The 15,084-nt window shown below is 63.7% G+C and carries 14 protein-coding genes and 1 pseudogene; 10 read left to right on the top strand and 5 right to left on the bottom strand.

All coding sequences use genetic code 11. The features are described 5' to 3' along the window. The first annotated feature begins 27 nt into the window (after window positions 1-27). From NKH01_RS14895 to NKH01_RS14885, 3 genes are all read left to right on the top strand, one after another. Window positions 28-3,129: an efflux RND transporter permease subunit gene (locus NKH01_RS14895; RefSeq protein ID WP_353020788.1), complete on the top strand. Its 3,102-nt coding sequence runs from the start codon at window positions 28-30 to the stop codon at window positions 3,127-3,129. Window positions 3,130-3,212: 83 nt separating this feature from the next. Next, complete coding sequence (locus NKH01_RS14890) at window positions 3,213-3,623, top strand: hypothetical protein (protein WP_353020787.1); 411 nt, start codon at window positions 3,213-3,215, stop codon at window positions 3,621-3,623. A 23-nt stretch (window positions 3,624-3,646) separates the two neighbouring features. Beyond that, complete coding sequence (locus tag NKH01_RS14885) at window positions 3,647-3,973, top strand: hypothetical protein (protein WP_353020786.1); 327 nt, start codon at window positions 3,647-3,649, stop codon at window positions 3,971-3,973. Here NKH01_RS14885 and NKH01_RS14880 read toward each other — a convergent pair. Further along, a complete protein-coding gene (locus NKH01_RS14880) occupies window positions 3,949-5,487 on the bottom strand; it encodes a winged helix-turn-helix domain-containing tetratricopeptide repeat protein (RefSeq protein ID WP_353020785.1) in 1,539 nt (512 codons plus the stop codon). The genes NKH01_RS14885 and NKH01_RS14880 overlap by 25 nt on opposite strands. A 168-nt stretch (window positions 5,488-5,655) precedes the next feature. Between NKH01_RS14880 and NKH01_RS14875 the strand changes: the two genes are divergently transcribed. Further along, on the top strand, window positions 5,656-6,489 hold the full coding sequence (locus NKH01_RS14875; protein WP_353020784.1) for a GyrI-like domain-containing protein: 834 nt from the start codon (window positions 5,656-5,658) through the stop codon (window positions 6,487-6,489). 37 nt (window positions 6,490-6,526) lie between these two features. Here the strand turns inward: NKH01_RS14875 and NKH01_RS14870 are convergent, their stop codons facing one another. Beyond that, window positions 6,527-7,462: a bifunctional helix-turn-helix transcriptional regulator/GNAT family N-acetyltransferase gene (locus NKH01_RS14870; RefSeq protein WP_353020782.1), complete on the bottom strand. Its 936-nt coding sequence runs from the start codon at window positions 7,460-7,462 to the stop codon at window positions 6,527-6,529. A 228-nt stretch (window positions 7,463-7,690) separates the two neighbouring features. On the opposite strand from NKH01_RS14870, the gene groES reads away from it, so the two are divergent. Together groES and groL are read left to right on the top strand one after the other, a co-directional pair. Continuing rightward, window positions 7,691-7,987 carry a co-chaperone GroES gene (groES, locus tag NKH01_RS14865; RefSeq protein WP_006333965.1) on the top strand — a complete coding sequence of 99 codons (297 nt, stop codon included), beginning with the start codon at window positions 7,691-7,693 and terminating at the stop codon, window positions 7,985-7,987. Between the two features lie 62 nt (window positions 7,988-8,049). Further along, entirely contained in the window at window positions 8,050-9,705 is a 1,656-nt protein-coding gene (groL, locus tag NKH01_RS14860) for a chaperonin GroEL (RefSeq protein ID WP_352481739.1), read from the top strand. A gap of 217 nt (window positions 9,706-9,922) precedes the next feature. Here the strand turns inward: groL and NKH01_RS14855 are convergent, their stop codons facing one another. Further along, a complete protein-coding gene (locus NKH01_RS14855) occupies window positions 9,923-10,522 on the bottom strand; it encodes a TetR/AcrR family transcriptional regulator (protein ID WP_352495553.1) in 600 nt (199 codons plus the stop codon). A 98-nt stretch (window positions 10,523-10,620) separates the two neighbouring features. Here NKH01_RS14855 and NKH01_RS14850 point away from each other — a divergent pair, with 98 nt between their 5' ends. The 3 genes and pseudogenes from NKH01_RS14850 (at window position 10,621) to NKH01_RS14835 (ending at window position 12,531) form a co-directional block, all read left to right on the top strand. Continuing rightward, window positions 10,621-11,652 carry a zinc-dependent alcohol dehydrogenase family protein gene (locus NKH01_RS14850; RefSeq protein ID WP_502912626.1) on the top strand — a complete coding sequence of 344 codons (1,032 nt, stop codon included), beginning with the start codon at window positions 10,621-10,623 and terminating at the stop codon, window positions 11,650-11,652. Window positions 11,653-11,682: 30 nt separating this feature from the next. Further along, window positions 11,683-12,128, top strand: a pseudogene (locus NKH01_RS14840) (OsmC family protein). A gap of 16 nt (window positions 12,129-12,144) precedes the next feature. Beyond that, window positions 12,145-12,531: a nuclear transport factor 2 family protein gene (locus NKH01_RS14835; protein ID WP_352481906.1), complete on the top strand. Its 387-nt coding sequence runs from the start codon at window positions 12,145-12,147 to the stop codon at window positions 12,529-12,531. A gap of 160 nt (window positions 12,532-12,691) precedes the next feature. Here NKH01_RS14835 and NKH01_RS14830 read toward each other — a convergent pair whose 3' ends face one another. Beyond that, window positions 12,692-13,117, bottom strand: coding sequence for a GFA family protein (locus NKH01_RS14830; protein ID WP_353020779.1), 426 nt, complete (start codon window positions 13,115-13,117; stop codon window positions 12,692-12,694). Between the two features lie 192 nt (window positions 13,118-13,309). Here NKH01_RS14830 and NKH01_RS14825 point away from each other — a divergent pair, with 192 nt between their 5' ends. Next, window positions 13,310-14,344, top strand: coding sequence for an AraC family transcriptional regulator (locus NKH01_RS14825; RefSeq protein WP_353020778.1), 1,035 nt, complete (start codon window positions 13,310-13,312; stop codon window positions 14,342-14,344). A gap of 61 nt (window positions 14,345-14,405) precedes the next feature. Here NKH01_RS14825 and NKH01_RS14820 read toward each other — a convergent pair whose 3' ends face one another. Beyond that, window positions 14,406-15,017: a LysE family translocator gene (locus NKH01_RS14820; RefSeq protein ID WP_352481743.1), complete on the bottom strand. Its 612-nt coding sequence runs from the start codon at window positions 15,015-15,017 to the stop codon at window positions 14,406-14,408. Between the last annotated feature and the right edge of the window lie 67 nt (window positions 15,018-15,084).

The following is a 15,084-nucleotide window of genomic DNA, read 5'->3' as shown; positions in this document are numbered from 1 at the left end:
CGGCGCACCATGAACAGGAGTTGCATCATGAACAGCTTCAATCTTTCCGAATGGGCGCTGCGCCACAGGAGCTTCGTTGTCTACCTGATGATCGCGGCCGCGCTCGCCGGCATCTTTGCCTATTCCCGCCTTGGCCGCGAAGAGGATCCGCCCTTCACCATCAAGACGATGGTGGTCAAGACGCTGTGGCCGGGCGCCACGACCAGCGACACCGTCGAACAGATAACCGATCGCATCGAGAAGAAGCTCGAGGAGCTTTCCAACCTCGACTACGTCAAGAGCTATACCAAGCCCGGCGAATCCGTGGTCTTCGTCAACCTGAAGGACACGGTCGCGGCCGACCAGGTGCAGCCGCTCTGGTATCAGGTGCGCAAGAAGCTCGACGATATCAAGTCGACGATGCCTTCCGGTGTCCAGGGCCCCTTCTACAATGATGAGTTCGGCGACACCTATTCGTTGATCTACGCGCTCACCTCCGACGATCTCAGCCATCGCGAGCTGAAGGACATCGCCAGCAGCCTGCGGGCCGGGCTGCTGACGGTGCAAGATGTCGCCAAGGTCGAGCTGATCGGCCAGCAGGACGAGAAGATCTATCTGGAATTCTCGACGCAGAAGGTGGCCGCACTTGGGCTTGACGTCAGCACGCTGTCCCAGGCGCTGCAGGCGCAGAACGCTTTGACCCCGAGCGGCACAGTCGATGCCGGCCCCGAACGCATCGCCATTCGGGTCTCCGGCGAGTTCACCTCGGAGGAGAGCCTGAAGGCGATCAACTTCTATGCCAACGGCCACTACTTCAGGCTGGGTGATGTCGCCGAGGTGAAGCGCGCCTATTCCGATCCGCCGCAGCCGATGTTCCGCTTCAACGGCAAGCCGGCTCTCGGCATCGCCATCTCGATCACCGCTGGTGGCGACGCGCTGGCGCTCGGCGAGAACGTCAAGGAGAAGATGCACGAGATGGCAGCCGAGCTGCCGCTCGGAGTCGAGCTTGGCCTGGTCGCCGACCAGTCGCACGTGGTGGAGGAGTCCGTCGGCGAATTCACCAAGAGCCTCGGCGAAGCCATCGCCATCGTGCTTGCCGTGAGCTTCCTGGCGCTCGGCTGGCGTCCCGGCATCGTGGTGGCCGTCGCCATCCCGTTGGTGCTCGCCATCACCTTCGTCACCATGGAGTATTTCGGCATCTCGCTGCAGCGCATTTCGCTCGGCGCGCTGATCATCGCGCTTGGCCTGCTGGTCGACGACGCCATGATCGCGGTTGAGATGATGATTTCCAAAATGGAGGAAGGCTACGAACGGATCTCGGCCGCCACCTATGCCTACACCTCGACCGCCTTCCCGATGCTCACTGGCACGCTGGTGACGATTGCCGGCTTCGTGCCGGTCGGCTTCGCCAAGAGCGGCGCCGGCGAATACTGCTTCTCGCTGTTCGCGGTCGTCGGCATAGCGCTGGTCGTTTCCTGGGTCGTCGCGGTGCTGTTCACGCCGCTGACCGGCGTCGTCCTCCTGCCTGAGCGCATCAAGGGCCATGGCAGCCACGAGCCCTCGCGCCTGGCGCGCGGCTTCCGCGTGCTGCTCGAGATGGCGATGCGGGCGAAATGGCTGGTGCTGTCAGCGACCGCCGGACTGTTTGCCCTCTCGGTTGTGGCCATGGGCTATGTCGGGCAAGAGTTCTTCCCGAAATCCGACCGGCCGGAGGTCATGGTCGACCTGACGCTGCCGCGCACGGCGTCGATCAAAGCGACTGACGAGGTCGTGGGCCGCGTCGAGAAGTTGCTCGCCGCCGATCCGGACATCGACCACTGGAGCTTCTATGTCGGCCAGGGTGCGGTGCGCTTCTATCTGCCGCTCGACGCCCAGCTCGCCAATGACTTCTTCGCCCAGGCGGTTATCGTCACCAAGGGGCACGCCGTGCGCCAAGCCGTCATCGAGCGGCTGGAAAAGTCGCTCTCCAACGGCTTCGGCGACGTCATGACCCGCGTCACACCGCTTGAACTCGGCCCGCCGGTCGGCTGGCCGCTGAAGTTCCGCGTCAGCGGACCGGACGCCGACAAGACGCGCAAGCTGGCACAGCAGTTCGCACAGGTGCTGGGCAGCAATGGTGCCGTGCGCAATATCAACTACGACTGGAACGAGCCGGCCAAGGTCATCAAGATCGAAGTCGACCAGGACAGAGCGCGTGCGCTCGGCATCTCCTCACAGCAGCTTGCCGACACCGTCAACTCGATCCTGACGGGGTCGAAGATCACGCAGATGCGCGACGACACCTATCTCGTCGACATCGTGGCGCGCGCGGTTCAGTCGGAACGTGCCGACATTGACACCCTGCGCGCACTGACGATCAGCGCGTCGGGTGGACGCCGCGTGCCGCTCGACCAGGTCGCCTCGTTGTCCTACCAGACCGAGCCGCCGCTGATCTGGCGCAGGGGCCGCATGCCGACGGTAACGGTGCAGGCAGACGTCGCACCTGGCGTCGAGCCCGCCGCGACGGTGCGCAAGCTCGACAGCGCCATCAACGCCTTCAAGGCCGAACTGCCGGCGCGCTACAGCGTCGAACAGGGCGGCGTCATGGAAGACAGCGCCAAGGCTCAGGCCAGCATCTTCGTGGTCTTCCCGCTGATGCTGTTCATCATGGCGACCGTGCTGATGATCCAGCTGATGAGCTTCCAGCGTCTGGTGCTGGTGCTGCTCACCGCTCCGCTGGCACTGATCGGCGTCGCTGGCGCGCTGCTGATGTCGGGAGCACCGATGGGCTTCGTCGCCATCCTCGGCGTGATGTCGCTGATCGGCATGGTGATCCGCAACTCGGTCATCCTGATCTCGCAGATCGACCAGCACATCGCCTCCGGCGAGGAGCCCTGGGCGGCGGTGATCAGCGCCACCGCGCACCGGCTGCGGCCGATCCTTTTGACGGCGGCGGCGGCCATCCTCGGCATGATCCCGATCGCGCCGACGGTGTTCTGGGGACCGATGGCCTATGCGGTGATGGGTGGCCTGATGGTGGCGACGGTGCTGACGCTAATCTTCCTGCCGACTCTCTATGTCGCCTGGTTCGGCATCAAGGCACCGGCGCAAACCATCCCGGCGGCTGAGCCCATCGAGGCGATCGCCGAACCGCAGCCGCTGGCCGCCTGAGGCGGCGAGCGTCCGCAAAAAGTCACGGCGGAGGAACCGCCGTGGCAGCTGCCCTGCAACATTCAAAACTGAAAGGAACGAAGATGCCCCCCGCGTTCGGAAACCTTCTCATCCGCTTCAACGCCGGCTTCCTGATGCTCGCATCGGCAGGGGGCCTGGCCACCGACATCGCCGGCTCCTTCTTCGGGCGCGGCGCCGAGGCCACCTTGCTCGCCGACGCCCCGGGCGTCGGTATCGGCTTCCTCGAGGCGCACGGCCTTGCCCTCGTCATCGGGCTGACCATGTGGCGCATCGCCTATTCCCTGAACTGGCACGCCTTCCTGGCGGCCGTTCACGCACTGCTCGGAACCGCAAACCTCTTGTTCTGGCAGTTCTTCATCGCCGCCGACGTGCTCATCGTCGGTTACGCGACGACCGCGGCACATTGGCTGTTCGTGGTTCCCCACCTCGCGGCACTGGCGGGCGCTACCCGGCTTGCCGCGCCATCTCACTAGACTTCATCAACAGGAGAGAGAACATGCCTACGAAATCAGTCAAGAAAATCAGCGCGATCGCGGCGGCCGCAATCGGCCTCGCCGCCGTCGAAATCATCGGCAGTACCGTGCCGGCCTTGTCGCTGGTCAGCCAGGCCGTGGCTCGCGTCGGCCAGCCATGGACGCCCCGCAGTGCCGCGGGCGTCGCACGGCGCACCACATGGCGCGTGCTCCGGCACACCACGGCCTGGGTCCCCGCATTGCCGGCGGGCTGCGTCCGCACCAAGGTCAACGGCTTCGCCGTCTGGCGTTGTGGCGGCACCTATTATCGGGCCTATCAGGGCCGCTATATCGTCGTTGTCGTCGATTGACCGGTCCCAGGCCCAGCCTTCCGACCGAGGGCAAGCATGACGCCTTCGGCGAGATGGTCCGCGTCGGCCTGGTTTTCGAACGGGACCCCGCGCAGTGCATAATCGACCGGCGAAAACGGATCGCTCTCGTCAATGAGGGCGATCTGGTGCCTCGCCCTCTCCATGTCGCCCATCTGAGCGTAACAGGCGGCCAGTCGCGTCCGGATCCACGGCGCCGGACGCGTGGCCAGTTCCAACGCCTCGGCGGCAGGTCGATACTCTCCCATCATGTATAGCGCCAGCGCGCGGTCGAACTGGTACCAGTGCGGGTGCAAGGGGTCGATGCTTATACCGCGCGCCAGCCAGGTCAGAGCGTCGAGCGGGCGCCCACGCATGGTGAGCAGCATACCCATCTGCTCGATGCTGTCGGCATCATAGGGGTTGAGCTGCAGCGCGATGCGCATGTGGTGTTCCGCCGCCTCGTGTTGGCGCATATAGAGCCGCACCAGCGACTGCACCCGATGGCCGGTCGCCTGGTCCGGTGACAGCGAAAGACCCTTGTCGGCAAGGTCGCGCGCGTTTTCCAGCACCGCGTCGCTGGCACGTCCGAATTCTCCATCCAATGCGCGGGCCAAGGCGAGGTAGGTGTAGGCCAAGCCATAGGTCGGGTCCTTGGCGATCGCCGCTTCGAACAAAGCCTCGGCACCCCGCTGGTCGGTCTGAGCAGGATCGCGCAGGAGGGCAAAGCCACGCAGCGCCAGCTCGTAAGCGGCAAGGCTGGTGACCGGCTTGCGCGACGCCTGCTGCAGGCCGGCATTGTTGACCCGCGTGACCAGCCTGCCGACAATCTGCTCGACGATCTCCTGCTCGATCGCGAACAGGCCCGTTCCTTGCGACTGGTAGCGGTCGCCCCAGAGCTGGCTGGCGGTCGCGGTATCGATGAGGTTGACCGCTGTCACGACATGCTCGCCTTTCCGGCGGAGCGAACCCTCGACCAGGTAATCGGCGCCGATGCGGGCGCGGATCTCGGGCCATTCTGCGCGTCCGAAGGAGGCGAAGGAAAAACTCGAATTGCGCGCCAGCACGGTGATCGTGCCGAAACGCGCCAGCCCGTTGATGATGTCCTCGGCAAAGCCATCGACGACCGGCTCGTCGGCCGGATCGCCGCTCTCGTTGCGGAAGCGCACCACCGCTACCACCGGCTGCGCGCCGATTTCGGGCGCCGCCTCGGCCTCGGCGGCAAGCATGTAGCCGCGTTTGGAGACCGTGCGCACCATGTCGTCGCCAAGCAATTTGCGGATTTCGCGGATCGACTGAGTTAGCGAATCCTCGGTGACGAAGACGCCCGGCCAGACGACGTCCATCAGTTCCGATTTCGGCACCACGCGCCCCATATTGCGGGCAAGATGGGTGAGCAGCGCATAAGCTTTCGGGCGCAGGAACAGCGGCTCGTTGACGCCACGCAGCGTTCCCTTGGCCAGATCCAGCGTGAACCCGCCAAATCGAAAAACCTGATCGGCCGTCGCGATCGCCACCGGGATATCCCTCCCTGACATCGCGCATTGAGATGCCAGACGGACGCTGCGTCAAGAGCCATCGGCATGAGCAGCATTGTTGCGCGGTACGCAATTTCGATCAAACTGACAATGCCAAGAGACAGCACCATCCTCGTGCAGACGCAAGGCGCCTTGACAAGGAGACCCATGAACCCGATCGAGAAAGCCTTGTGGTTCGTCGAAAGCCATCTGCCCGAAGCAGTCTCGCTGGACGATGTCGCCAAGATCAGCGGGGTGTCGCGCTTTCATGTGACGCGGGCTTTCGGCGCGGCTACCGGCCGTTCGGTGATGAGCTACGTCCGTTCTCGCCGACTGACCGAAGCGGCGCGCAAGCTTGGCGCCGGCGCACCCGACATCCTCTCGGTCGCGCTCGACGCCGGCTATGCCTCGCATGAGGCCTTCACCCGCGCCTTCCGCGACCAGTTCGGCACCACGCCGGAACTGGTGCGCGCACAAGGCTCGCTCGACAACCTCGATCTTGTGGAGCCGATCCTGATGGACCAGTCCTTTCTCGCCACTCTCGAACCGCCGCGTTTTGAGACCAGCCGGCCGTTTCTCATCGCCGGTCTCGGCGAGCGCTACAGCTGCGAAACCAGCGCCGGCATCCCGATGCAGTGGCAGCGGTTCGGCCCCTATATTGGCAACATTCCTGGCGAGATCGGCGACGTCGCCTATGGCGTCTGCGTCAACGGCGACGACGCCGGCAATTTCGACTACATCGCTGGCGTCGAAGTGTCCGATTTTTCGGACCTGCCGAGGGAGTTTTGGCGTGTGCGCGTGCCGGCGCAGAAATACGCCGTGTTCGCCCATCGTGACCATATCTCGACCATCCGCCGCACGGTCAACACGATCTGGAACAAATGGCTGCCAGCCTCTGGGCACGAGATCGCCGATGCGCCGGAATTCGAGCGCTACGGCCCCGAATTTGATCCGCGCAGCGGCAACGGCGGGCTGGAAATCTGGATACCGGTCAAAGGGTGAGGTACGGCAGGCCGGCGCCGAAGCGCCGGAAGCGCTGCTACAACTCCAAATTCCAGTTCTGGCCGACCAGATCCTTGCCGAAGGAATGGTGGCGCTCCTCGTTGGTCAATTTAAAGCCCGCAGCCTCATAGATGTGGCGGGCGGCGGCGAGCACGTCGTTGGTCCACAGCGTCAGTGTCCTGTAACCCGTGGCGCGGCAAAAGCCGATACATTCCTCGACCAGCCGCTTGCCGATGCCGAGACCTCGCGCCGAGGGCTCGACGTAGAGCAGGCGCAATTTCGCCACCGCGTCCGACTGGCGCACGACGAAGACGGAGCCGACGACCTCGCCTTCCCGCTCGGCGATCCAGCTGCGTTCCCATTTCGGATCGAAGGATTTGACGAAGGCACCGAGGATTTCGGCGACCAGCGCTTCATAGGTTTCGTCCCAGCCATATTCCTGCGCGTAGAGCAGGCCCTGGCGATGAATAATCCAGCCGATGTCGCCGACTTGCAGAGGCCGCAGCATATAGGGAATTTTGGGCTCGGCGCTTCCGCCCAGCAAACGCTGCACCGTCTGCATGGCTTTGACCAGCCTGTCCTGTTCAGCATCCGAAAGCCGGTCGAGCAAAGCCGCGACCTGGTCGTGCGAGCCCTGGTTCAGCGGTGCGAAGGCCTGCCGCCCGGCCTTGGTCAGCGCGATCGACGAGCGCCGCGCATCCGCCTCGATCGTGGCACGCTCGACCAGATCACGCTCCTCGAACTTCTTCAGCAGCCGGCTGAGATAACCGGCATCGAGGCCGAGATCGCGCCCAAGATCCGTGGCGGTCAGGCCATCGCGATGCGCCAGCTCATAGAGCACCCGCGCCTCGGTCAGCGAGAAGGTGCTTTTCAGCAGCCCTTCGTCGAGCAGCCCGATCTGGCGGGTAGAAAAGCGGTTGAAGGCCCGCACCGCGTCGATCCGCTCCTTGCCTGGGTGATGATGAATGGTCATGGCATCCTCCTCCGGGCAAGATCAGCGATTTAGTTGACTTGGTCAAGTATCTGTTTGAAGCATCCGTTTGAAGCAATTGTCCTGATGATGCTCACCGGGCGCCTTGACTCGCGCGAGTTGCCAGACTATTTCAGCGCCACGTTAGCACTCCCCCAAGATGAGTGCTAACCATGTCCGGCGCCGCCGGACGGAGGAACTGTTCTCACCATTCTCATCGAGGAATAAAAAATGGCAAAGTCGAAGTTCCGCCCGCTTCATGACCGCGTGGTCGTTCGTCGGGTCGAATCCGAATCCAAGACCGCGGGCGGGATCATCATTCCCGACACGGCGAAGGAAAAGCCGCAGGAAGGCGAGATCATCGCCGTCGGTTCCGGCGCCCGTGACGAAGCCGGCAAGCTCGTCCCGCTGGACGTCAAGGCCGGCGACCGTATCCTGTTCGGCAAGTGGTCGGGCACCGAAGTCAAGCTCAATGGCGAAGACCTTCTGATCATGAAGGAAGCCGACATTATGGGCATCATCGGCTGAATATCGGCCTCACCCTCATTTAAATCTTCGGGCTCAATCCAAGCCCCTGCCAGGAGCTAAAAATGGCTGCCAAAGACGTAAAATTCTCCCGCGACGCTCGTGAGCGCATGCTGCGCGGCGTCAACATCCTCGCCGACGCGGTGAAGGTCACGCTCGGCCCCAAGGGCCGCAACGTCGTCATCGACAAGTCGTTCGGCGCACCGCGCATTACCAAGGACGGCGTCACCGTCGCCAAGGAAATCGAGCTTGAAGACAAGTTCGAGAACATGGGCGCGCAGATGGTCCGCGAAGTTGCTTCGAAGACCAACGACATCGCCGGCGACGGCACCACGACCGCGACCGTTCTGGCACAGTCGATCGTCCAGGAAGGCCACAAGGCGGTTGCCGCCGGCATGAACCCGATGGACCTCAAGCGCGGCATCGACCTCGCCGTCGCCGACGTCGTCGCGACGCTGATCAAGAACGCCAAGAAGATCAAGACCTCGGAAGAGGTTGCCCAGGTCGGCACCATCGCCGGCAATGGCGACGTTTCGGTCGGCTCGATGATCGCGGAAGCGATGCAGAAGGTCGGCAATGAGGGCGTCATCACCGTCGAGGAAGCCAAGACCGCCGAGACCGAGCTCGAAGTCGTCGAAGGCATGCAGTTCGACCGCGGTTATCTCTCGCCCTACTTCGTCACCAACGCCGAGAAGATGGTTGCGGATCTGGAAGACGCCTACATTCTTCTCCACGAGAAGAAGCTCTCCAACCTGCAGGCCATGCTGCCGATCCTCGAGGCTGTCGTGCAGACCTCGAAGCCGCTGGTCATCATTTCGGAAGACGTCGAGGGCGAGGCCCTTGCCACGCTCGTCGTCAACAAGCTGCGTGGCGGCCTGAAGATCGCCGCCGTCAAGGCGCCTGGCTTCGGTGATCGCCGCAAGGCCATGCTGGAAGACATCGCTATCCTCACCGGTGGCCAGGTCATCTCCGAAGACCTCGGCATCAAGCTCGAGAATGTCGGCCTGAACATGCTCGGCCGCGCCAAGAAGGTGTCGATCTCCAAGGAGAACACCACCATCGTCGACGGCGCCGGCAAGAAGGCCGAGATCCAGGGCCGCGTCGCCCAGATCAAGCAGCAGATCGAGGAGACCACCTCGGACTACGACAAGGAGAAGCTGCAGGAACGTCTCGCCAAGCTGGCGGGCGGCGTTGCCGTCATCCGCGTCGGCGGTGCGACCGAAGTGGAAGTCAAGGAAAAGAAGGACCGCGTCGATGACGCCCTCAACGCGACCCGTGCGGCCGTCGAAGAAGGCATCGTTCCCGGCGGCGGCGTCGCACTGCTGCGCGCTTCGCTGAGCATCAAGGCAACCGGCGCCAACTCCGACCAGACCGCCGGCATCAGCATCGTGCGTCGCGCGCTGCAGGCTCCGGCCCGTCAGATCGCGGCCAACGCCGGTGCGGAAGCATCGATCGTTGCCGGCAAGATCCTTGAGAACAAGGGCGCGACCTTCGGCTACAACGCCCAGACCGGCGAATATGGCGACATGATCGCCATGGGTATCGTCGATCCGGTCAAGGTTGTGCGCACGGCTCTGCAGGACGCGGCCTCGGTCGCCGGCCTGCTGGTCACCACCGAAGCCATGATTGCGGAGGCTCCGAAGAAGGAGTCGGCTGGCGGCGGCATGCCTGGCGGCATGGGCGGCGGCGGCATGGGCGGCATGGGCGGTATGGATTTCTAATCCAACCCATCAGCCTTCATGTACGGAAAGGGCGGCCGAGAGGTCGCCCTTTTTCGTTGATGGGACGGAGGATGAGAGGCGGTCCGATTCCAAAGCAAGCGGAAGCATACCCCTGACCGTTTCTTCGGCGTCGGCGCAGAACGTGAATTGCAGAGCTGGAGCGTCGGCCCTTCGGCAGGGCTCCGCGCTGGCCTCGATGCCGTGGAAGCGCGAAACGTCAATGCGCCGTGACTGCGATCTCTTTCGCCGGCAATGCCCCCTCAATCAGCGCCGCGACCTCATCGGCTACCGCCAGCACCGGGGCGCGGTCGCGGGTGGCGCGTGCGATCACCATCAGCCCTTCCAGCGATGATTCGACCAGCAGCGCCAGCGCGTGCGCGCGGCGCTCGGGCACCCCTGCCCTGACGAAGGCCGCCCTGAGCAGGCCTATCCATTGCTCGAAGGCCGACCGGCACAACTCAGCCAACTCCGGCATGTCGGTCGGCGAATCCAACACCACGGGCGCGATCGGGCAACCGAGCGTGAACTGGTTGTCTTCCAGCATGCGCGCGACCGATTGGTAGATGTGGTGGACCGCCACCGCCGGATCTTTTTCGGCAGCGAGCGCGGCGTCCAGCCTCTGCGTCACATCGGCGACGCTATCGCGCGTAACCTCGACGACCAGCTGATCCTTGCCGCCCGGAAAGTGGAAGTAGAGCGAGCCCCTTGGTGCACCTGAGGCACTCAATATGTCGTTGAGCGACGTGCCGTGGTAGCCGCGCTGCCTCAGCAGCAGCGCCGTCGTCTCGAGTATGCGGGTGCGGGTGTCGTTCGCCATGTCAACCTCTGTCAGGAATGAGCATTATAGGGCTTGCCTCGAATATGACAACCGGTCTATATAATATGTAGATCAGTCTATATATCAATGAGGGGCGAATGCGCAGTTATCGTCTTGAAGGAACCGGCGGGACCAGGTGCCTGGTGATGCGCGACGGGACGCAGCCGACGCCGAAGCCGCACGAGATCGTCGTGCGTGTCCGCGCCACATCGCTCAACCGCCGCGATACGATGATCCTCAACGGCACCTATCCGCTGACGCCGCGCCAAGACGTCGTCCCGCTGAGCGACGGTGCCGGGGAAGTCGTTGCCGTCGGAGATGCCGTCACCCGCTTTGCCGCCGGCGACCGCATCACCGGCAGCTATTTTGCACGCTGGATTGATGGCCGCATCAATGCCGGGCTGATCGACCAGCTTGGCTGCACGCTGGACGGGATGCTGACTGAATACGCGGTGCTCGACGAGCAATGGGCGGTGTGGCTTCCCGATCATCTCGACTGGCATCAAGCGGCGACACTGACCTGTGCCGGCCTGACCGCTTGGAATGCCGTGACGGCGGCCGAGATGCCGAAGCCCGGGCAGTGGGTTCTGGTCATCGGTTCAGGTGGCGTCGCGCTGTTTGCGCTGCAATTCGCCAAGCTGCTCGGCTGCCGGGTCGTGGCAGTCAGCTCGCGCGGCGAGAAGCTGGACCGGCTGCGGGCGCTGGGCGCCGACCTCGTCGTCTCGACGGCCGACACGCCGGAATGGGGTGCAGCTCTGCGCGAGCAAACCGGTGGCATCGACCTCGTCGTCGAGACCGGCGGCCCGCCGACCTTCGCGCAATCGATAATCGCCTGCGCGCTTTACGGGCGCATCGTGCTTCTCACCATACAGGATGCGAAAGGCGGGACGGTGCAGATCCCCGGCCCGGTCTACCAGCGCAGCCTCGCCACCATCAGCCGCCTCTTCGTCGGCAATCGCACCAACCTCGAAGCCATGCTGCGCGCCATCTCGGTGCATCGGCTTAGGCCTGTCTCGACAAGGTGTTCGCCTTCGACGAGGCCCAAGACGCCTACCGTTATTTCCAGCAAGGCGACGTCTTCGGGAAAGTGGTCGTCGACGGCGCCTGACTGGTTCGCCCCCAAAATCTGATCGACCCCCTCAAATCAAAGGAGAGACACAATGACCATTCGTGAAGCAGAGGCCCAATGGCAGGGATCGTTGAAAGAAGGTTCGGGCCGGCTGAGGCTAGGCAGCGGCGTATCGAAGGCGCCTACTCCTTCCCGTCGCGTTTCGAGAACGGTCACGGCACCAACCCGGAGGAATTGATCGCGGCGGCGCATGCCGGCTGCTTCTCGATGGCGCTGAGCGCCATCCTGGGCCGCGAAGGTTATACTCCCGCACGCATCCACACGATCGCGAAAGCGCATCTCGGCGCCACCGCGGCCGGACCGACGATCACCCGTATCGAGTTGGAGACGGAGGCAAGCGTCGCCGGGCTGCCGGCGGGGGATTTCGAGCGGCTGGCGCAGACGGCCAAGGAGAGCTGCCTCGTGTCGCGGGCGCTGGCCGGCGTCGCGGCGATCACGCTCAAGGCCCGCCTCGTCGAAACCGTTGCTGATCACTGAAGGGAAGGAATATCCAATGACACAGGAACTCATCATCGACATCGCCGCGGCAAAACGCTCCGCCGAAACGGCCGAGATCATGCGGCGCTACAACGACGTCTTCCAGCGCCACGACGCGTCGGCGCTCGACGATCTGGTGGCGGAAGATTGCGTGATCGAGAACACCACGCCGGCCCCGGACGGCGCCCGCCGCATCGGCAAGGGCGCCTGCGTCGAACTGTGGTCGGCGATCGCGACCGGACCCGGCACGCGCTTCGACATCGAAGAAACCTTCGTCGCCGGCGACCGGGCGACGATCCGCTGGCGCTACTGGATGGCCGACGGCAATTCGCTGCGCGGCGTCAACCTGATGCGCGTGGCGGACGGGCAGATTGTCGAGGCCATGGGCTACGTGAAGGGATAGCGCTTGGCGCGACAAGCTGCCGTCAGCCAAGCTGCACCGCGCGCGCATCCTTGCGATATAGATCCTTGATCGGCTCCTGCGCGGCGCGCAATGTCGTGATGTCCATGCATATTCTCCAGTCGTGAGATGTCGCTGTTCGAAATCGTGTGTCATTGCCGGGTTACTCCGGCACGCTCACACCCGAGCCCCCGAGTTCGGCGGGGAAGTCTTTCAGCTTCGGCAATCCGTCCTTCATCGGCATGACCGTCTCGGCGTAGTTGACATGAACCCCCGGCGTGAACTTCACCGTCGGTATCGTGGCCGCATAGACGTCTACCAGTCCGAGCGGCGGATGATCGGTCATCAGATGGCCGCCGCACTTCGTGCAGAACTGACGGTCGCTCATGTTGGACTTCTCGAAGCCGGACAGGAACTCCTCGCCCTTGGTGACCTTGACGTTTTCCGGCTTCCACAGCGTGAACGCGTTCACGGGAGACGCCGACCACGAACGACAGGAACTGCAATGGCAGTAGCCCATCGCCTCGGCCGCTCCGTGCACTTCGATTTCCACGGCGCCGCAAAAACATCCGCCCTTATGTACCGTCATGACTTAGATCCTCATTTTTCTTGAGTTCGACTGCGCTCAGCAGCTGATTTGAGACAGAGCTCAGCGCCGACGGGGTTTAAAGCTTCCGGCAATGAACGGAATGACGGGGCGTCCGCCTCACTTGACAGCGCGTCCGGAACTCGAAAGGGATGTCGCGCCGGGTTGCCGCGCAACTTACGGGACATGGATGGAATGGCCGGGGACGCTCTGTCTGACCTCTTGAAAAAGGTGCGTCTCACCGGCGCGACGTTTTTCGACATCAAGGCTCAGGATCCATGGGCCGTCTGCTCGCCTGCCCCGTCATCGATACTGCCGAAGATCCTGCCCGGCGCGGACCACCTGATTTCCTATCACGTGGTGACGGCCGGCCGTTGCTTTGCTCGCATCGTGGGCAAGGAGGCGATCGCGGTGGAGGCCGGCGAAGTCGTGGTCTTCACCCACAGCGACCCGCACATCATGTCGAGCAATCCCGAGCTCGCGGCCGATCCTCCGACCGCCGATGTCCTGGAGATCGCGTCCGCCAGCCAAATGCCGTTCCACATCAACCATGGCAGCGACGGGTCGATCTCGGCTAGGCTCGTTTGCGGTTATCTTGCCTGCGACGCACAGCCATTCAATCCGCTGCTCGATGCATTGCCCCCGGTGATCAAGGCCGGGGACGTGAAAGGCGATGCCGGCTGGCTTGGCCAATTCATCAGATTGGCAGTCTCGGAAGTGGCGGAAAAGCGGGCTGGCAGCGAGACCGTGCTCACCAAGCTCAGCGAGCTCATGTTCGTCGACGTCCTGCGCCGCTATGTGGAGTCGCTTCCACCGCAACACACCGGCTGGCTGGCGGGCCTGCGCGACCCGCACCTGCGCAAGGCGCTGGCGCTGATCCACGATCGGCCCGAGCACAATTGGACCGTGGAGGCGCTGGCGAAGGAGGCCGCGCTGTCGCGCACCGTGCTCGCCGAGCGTTTCACCAGGCTCGTCGGGATGCCGCCGGTGCACTATCTCGCCAAATGGCGGATGCAGATTGCCTCGGAACTGCTCAGCACCGGCAACAGCAACGTCGCAAACATAGCGGCGGAAATCGGCTACGAGTCCGAGGCGGCGTTCAGCCGTGCCTTCAAGAAGATGATCGGCGTCCCCCCATCGGCCTGGCGGCTGGGTGTTCGCGCTGCGCCCGGTTTCGGCGGCGGCGAGGCTCCCGAAACCGAAGGCGGACCCGCCGATCCGCAGCGGTAAGAGCAATTCCCGGAAAGGTGCGAAACGGTTTCCGTCCGGAATTGCGTCAAAACAAAGAGATCTACCGGTCCGCCAGCGCCAGTTTGGCGCCGAGCATGACAAAGGCTCCGGCGAAGGTGCGGCGCATCCAGGTCAGCACCTTCGGCCGCGACACGACATGGCTGCGGACCGACGCCGCGAAGATGCCGTAACCGACAAAGACCACGAAGGTGAGCAGCATGAAGACGCTGCTGAGCTCCAGCATCTTCGACAGCGCACGCGGTTCGGTGGTGGTGACGAATTGCGGCAGGAAGGCAAAGAAGAAGATCGACAGCTTCGGATTGAGGATGTTGATGAGGATGCCCGAAGTGATCACTTTGCCGGCCGAGCGCGGCGCGACATTTTCGTCGACGCTCAGGCCGCCCTTCTCCTTCAGCGTGTTCCAGGCCATGTAGAGCAGGTAGGCGACGCCGAGATATTTCAGCGTCTCGAAGGCGACGGCGCTGGTGTGCAGCAGAGCCGCGAGGCCGGTGATGGCGGCCGCCATATGCGGAATGATGCCGAGCGTGCAGCCGAAAGCGGCAATGATGCTGGCACGCGCACCACGCGAAAGCCCGGCGCTCAGCGTATAGAGAACGCCAGTGCCGGGCGAAGCCACGACAATCAGCGACGTCAACAGGAATTCGATGCTCACAGATGGTCTCCCGGTGCTGGCCCTGCCGCCGGCAGCGTAATCAGCGAAACGTGCGGGCACAAGCCAG

The organism is Mesorhizobium sp. M1403 (assembly GCF_040317695.1).
Classification (GTDB): Bacteria; Pseudomonadota; Alphaproteobacteria; order Rhizobiales; family Rhizobiaceae; genus Mesorhizobium.
The sequence above is the reverse complement of the archived record's forward strand: the minus strand, read 5'-3'. Positions and strand labels throughout refer to the sequence as shown.

Coding starts and splice junctions, on each gene's coding strand:
- NKH01_RS14895 (WP_353020788.1), top strand. CDS start 28: ATGAACAGCTTCAATCTTTCCGAATGGGCGCTGCGCCACAGGAGCTTC.
- NKH01_RS14890 (WP_353020787.1), top strand. CDS start 3,213: ATGCCCCCCGCGTTCGGAAACCTTCTCATCCGCTTCAACGCCGGCTTC.
- NKH01_RS14885 (WP_353020786.1), top strand. CDS start 3,647: ATGCCTACGAAATCAGTCAAGAAAATCAGCGCGATCGCGGCGGCCGCA.
- NKH01_RS14875 (WP_353020784.1), top strand. CDS start 5,656: ATGAACCCGATCGAGAAAGCCTTGTGGTTCGTCGAAAGCCATCTGCCC.
- NKH01_RS14870 (WP_353020782.1), bottom strand. CDS start 7,462: ATGACCATTCATCATCACCCAGGCAAGGAGCGGATCGACGCGGTGCGG.
- groES (WP_006333965.1), top strand. CDS start 7,691: ATGGCAAAGTCGAAGTTCCGCCCGCTTCATGACCGCGTGGTCGTTCGT.
- groL (WP_352481739.1), top strand. CDS start 8,050: ATGGCTGCCAAAGACGTAAAATTCTCCCGCGACGCTCGTGAGCGCATG.
- NKH01_RS14855 (WP_352495553.1), bottom strand. CDS start 10,522: ATGGCGAACGACACCCGCACCCGCATACTCGAGACGACGGCGCTGCTG.
- NKH01_RS14850 (WP_502912626.1), top strand. CDS start 10,621: ATGCGCAGTTATCGTCTTGAAGGAACCGGCGGGACCAGGTGCCTGGTG.
- NKH01_RS14835 (WP_352481906.1), top strand. CDS start 12,145: ATGACACAGGAACTCATCATCGACATCGCCGCGGCAAAACGCTCCGCC.
- NKH01_RS14830 (WP_353020779.1), bottom strand. CDS start 13,117: ATGACGGTACATAAGGGCGGATGTTTTTGCGGCGCCGTGGAAATCGAA.
- NKH01_RS14825 (WP_353020778.1), top strand. CDS start 13,310: ATGGCCGGGGACGCTCTGTCTGACCTCTTGAAAAAGGTGCGTCTCACC.